Annotated in this window: 3 protein-coding genes; all 3 read left to right on the plus strand. The window is 62.1% G+C overall.

Going from position 1 to position 2,931, the window contains the following annotated elements:
• Positions 1-190, plus strand: a 190-nt coding sequence (locus NW815_RS03210; RefSeq protein ID WP_414415698.1) for a helix-turn-helix domain-containing protein, incomplete at its 5' end; no start/stop codon positions are given.
• A gap of 19 nt (positions 191-209) precedes the next feature.
• Positions 210-704, plus strand: coding sequence for a DUF427 domain-containing protein (locus NW815_RS03215; protein WP_011433071.1), 495 nt, complete (start codon positions 210-212; stop codon positions 702-704).
• 128 nt (positions 705-832) lie between these two features.
• Positions 833-2,884, plus strand: coding sequence for an SH3 domain-containing protein (locus NW815_RS03220; protein WP_414389958.1), 2,052 nt, complete (start codon positions 833-835; stop codon positions 2,882-2,884).
• The last annotated feature ends 47 nt before the right edge of the window (positions 2,885-2,931 follow it).

Here is a 2,931-nt window from a genome sequence, read left to right on the forward strand (position 1 = left end):
CCCCCAGGGGATGCGCATTGTCTACCCTCCCCCCCAGGATTTGGCCGATATCAGCCAAGTTAGCCGGGAGACAGCCCTGGCGGTACTGAGCCGTCTGCAGCAGCAGGGGGTTATTCAGCCGCTGCCGGAGCAACAGTCTTTGCTGCTGATCCGGTACGCCAAACTGCTGGAGGCCACCCGTCTGCTTTAGATATTGAAGATATTGACCCATGTCTCCCCAACCGATTTCTCCCCATCCAGGACAAGAATCTGTCTGGGACTATCCGCGCCCACCTCGTCTGGAGCCCACCACAGAACTGGTGGAAGTTCTCTTCAATGGCGAGCTCATTGCCCAAAGCCGCCGTTGCTACCGCGTCCTGGAAACCAGCCACCCGCCCACCTACTACATTCCCCCCACCGACGTTCGACTGCAGTATCTCCGCCCCAGCTCTCGCACCTCTTTCTGTGAGTTCAAAGGGGCTGCCTGCTACTGGACAGTTCAGGTCGGATCCCAAACAGCCGTAGATGCCGCCTGGAGCTATCCGGATCCCAGCCCGGCGTTTTTGCCCATCCGCGACTACCTTGCCTTTTATCCAGGCCGTGTGCAGGAGTGCCGGGTAGGTGGAGAACGAGTCCGGCCTCAACCCGGAGATTTCTACGGCGGTTGGATCACCTCAAAGGTCGTAGGCCCTTTCAAAGGAGAGCCGGGTAGCTGGAACTGGTAGGGGCGGAGCAGCGATTCCCGAGGGGGGATCCCTTTTACCCACGAAAAGGACTACAGTTAAGTCGATGCGGGTAAGTTGTCCAAGGACTCCGTCCCGCTGGCACGAACAGGAGAGCGCGGACAAAAACCATGACGGTGCGGGTGCCCCTCGACTACTATCGGGTTTTGATGCTGTCGGCACGGGCAGATGAGCATCAGATTGAGCAGGCATACCGGGAGCGGATCGATCTCAAGCCGGGCGAGCGCTCCTGGCTGCTGGAGTTCTCGCCACAGGCTCTGGAAGCTCGCGCTCAAATGATCCAAGAGGCGGCTTCTGTGCTGCTGAACCCTGAGGCACGGCGAAACTACGACGAACATCTCATGCCGGCGGATCCCACCTTGACGGTGGAGGAGGCGCACCTACCGGGAGTGCTGTGCTTGTATTGCGAAGCCGGAGAATACCAAGCTGCCTTGGACTTGGCTCAACACCTGTTGGAGCAGGGCCACCCTGCTCGTTCCGATGCCATTTTGGCGCGGGCCATCGCTCGTCTGGAACTGGGTCGAGAAGCCTGGCAACAGGGATCCTACGAAGAGGCGGCGCGTTCTTTACAGGCGGGCTTGGCGGAGCTGGAGGAGTATCAGGCCTTTCCGCAGATGCAAGCGGAGATCCGCATCGATTTGGGCAAGCTGCGCCCCTATCGCATTTTGCAACTCCTCAGCCAAAGTGCTCCCGCCCAAGCTGGAAGACACACCGCTGATGGGAACGGGGAGCGACAGCAGGGACTGGCTCTCCTCAAAGCCATGCTGGACGAACGGGGCGGCATCGAGGGGATGGGGCAAGATGGCTCTGGCCTCAGCACCGAAGATTTCCTGCGCTTTATCCAACGGGTACGTCGCCACCTCACCCTCAAAGAACAGCAGGAGTTGTTCGAGCGGGAGGCTGAGCGTCCCTCGATGGTGGCCGCCTACTTGGCCGTGCAGGTGTTGCTGGCGGCAGGTTATCTGGAAAACCGCCCGGCTCTGGTGCGGCGTGCTCGCGGCTACCTGGCTCGTCTGGCGCAGCGGCAGGATGTGCATCTGGAGCAGGCCATCTGTAGTCTGTTGCTGGGGCAGACCGAAGAGGCGCTCGCCCATCTGCGCTCCACCCAAGAAGTAGAGGCCTTGCAGTTTATCGAAGAACACTCCGCCGGTTCTCCCGACCATCTGCCGGGTCTGTGCCGCTTCACAGAAAAATGGTTTCAGGAGGAGGTGTTCCCGGAGTTCCGCGGTCTGGAAGCCGCCCAAGTGACGTTGCAAGCCTACTTCGACAACCCCCAAGTACAAGCTTACCTGGACGAAATGCCCAGCCGCGAAGACCCGCCGGCAGGGATGCTCTCTCCCAGTGCTCCGCACCGCTGTCGCGAACAAGTCCCCCATCCCCCACCTCATTTGCCTGCCGTGGTGGGTCCTGAGCCAACCCAGGAATTGTATCGCCCACCCGCCCCTTGGCAACAGGGGGTGCCAGAACCCCCGCGCCTCTCGGATTTGCCCTCTTACCGCAGCACCCCCAAAGCAGGCGTCTCTTCTCTTGCCGATGAGAGTTCTAGTGCTCCGCACCGCTGTCGCGAACGCGCCCAAGACCGTTCCCCTCAGCGGGAGGGAGCTGGCGTGAGCGGAATGCAGGAAGTGGAACGTTACCGCCGCAGCCGCTTGGGATCCCGTAAGCGTCCTGCCCTTCCCGCCGTGGGCTTCGCACCGCTGACGCGAGTGGCCGGGGTGGTCGGTGTGGGCATTCTCTCCCTGCTGGTCATCTGGCAAATGCTGCGGGGCCTGTTCACGCCGCCGCCGGCACCACCGCTGGAGCAACCCCAGGTGCAAATTGAGCAGCCGCCGGTTGACATATCGCTACGCGACGCCTCCGCGAACGACAATCCCGGCCAGACGGAACTCACTCCCCCGCCTGAGCTAACTGGCCCTCTGGCGGAGTGGCAAGGAGTACAACAGGTGCGGGTGATCTCCAACGATGGCCTCAACATTCGCCAGCAACCCAGCCTGACGGGAGCCATTGTCGGGACAGCCCCACGCCAAGCCCTGCTACGGGTGGTGGAGGTGCAGGCTGGGGAGGGACAGGTGCCCGTCTGGCTGCGCATTGAGCGAGATGGCGCGCCCGGGGGATGGGTCGCCGCCCAGTCGGGCTCCACCCGTCTGGTGGAACGGCTCTAGCTCTCCCTTGCTGCCAGCTGTTATTGCTCCGCAACGCTGCTGCGACC

The organism is Synechococcus sp. R6-7, assembly GCF_047461695.1.
Taxonomy (GTDB): domain Bacteria; phylum Cyanobacteriota; class Cyanobacteriia; order Thermostichales; family Thermostichaceae; genus Thermostichus.